The sequence below is a fragment of the Mesorhizobium sp. M7A.F.Ca.US.005.03.2.1 genome, from assembly GCF_003997795.1.
GTDB lineage: Bacteria > Pseudomonadota > Alphaproteobacteria > Rhizobiales > Rhizobiaceae > Mesorhizobium > Mesorhizobium ciceri.
In genome coordinates, this window is sequence record NZ_RZRP01001366.1 from 1 (window position 1) to 968 (window position 968).

Annotated in this window: 2 protein-coding genes; one reads left to right on the plus strand and one right to left on the minus strand. The window is 60.1% G+C overall.

The window, feature by feature from the left end; all coding sequences use genetic code 11:
- On the plus strand, positions 1 to 621 hold a 621-nt coding region (locus EN991_RS37820; RefSeq protein ID WP_127370610.1), incomplete at its 5' end, for an FkbM family methyltransferase.
- A 101-nt stretch (positions 622 to 722) separates the two neighbouring features.
- On the opposite strand, the gene EN991_RS37825 is transcribed toward EN991_RS37820, so the two are convergent.
- On the minus strand, positions 723 to 968 hold a 246-nt coding region (locus EN991_RS37825; RefSeq protein ID WP_164769736.1), incomplete at its 5' end, for an AGE family epimerase/isomerase.

Consider the following 968-nt stretch of genomic DNA (forward strand, 5'->3'; position numbering starts at 1 on the left):
GGATGGAGACGGAGGGGGATCATACCCGTTATCGTGGATGCCGGCGCTAACGTTGGCTACTCGTCGATTTTCCTCAGAGACCAGTATCCTGATGCTGTGGTGATGGCCATCGAACCGGATCGCCAAACGCATGAAGTCTTACTCTCGAACTGCGCCGGTCTAGAGCGGATTATGTCTGTTTACGGCGCACTCTGGTGCCACGAGGGCGAAGTTGCACTTGTCAACAGCGAGCGCCCATCGTGGGCACGGGGCGTGGCAGACGGAGAAGGCGTGCCGTCGGTCACCTTACGGGGCCTTCTTGCCAGACTGCCCAAGGCGAAATTGCTGATGCTTAAGATGGACATTGAAGGCGCGGAGCTGGAGGCAACGCGAGACTGCGGCAAGGTCCTCAAGCATGTGCCGTGCATCATCGTGGAACCACACGACTTTATGTTTCCCGGCCGAGGCTGCCTCACTTTCGTCTACTCGCTTTTGAGCGGAAGGAAGATCGACAGCCTCGTCAACGGCGAGAACCTCATATTCATTGCCTCGGAACTCCTGGCAGCACCGGCAGCCTCACGGCGGCCGACGACCGGGGGAAAGCGAGCGTTGCCGGTGCGCGCGGCCAAGGCTGTGCCTTAGCGGCCGCGCCAGGAGCCGATATCTGCGGTCGTCAAGGTTCGGTGTAGACGACCTTCGCCAACTACGGTTCGGCACGAACACCGTATCTCAGGATCGTCGCATCAGGAGCGACCCAGTACCTGCCTCAAACCCGTCTTGCTCACGTCCGAAGCAGGAAGCGGGAAAGGTTCGACTTGGCCCGCGGTCTTGTCCAGATACTGCATCAATGCCGTCACCAGATGGTAGAAGATGCTCGCCGGCACCTCCGTTGCCAGTGACCTTCCGCGCTCGTCAATCCTGTCGATCCACAAGCCAAGCGGCGCGGGATCGATGTGCCATCTGAACAGGCGCGCGACACGGGCTTCGAT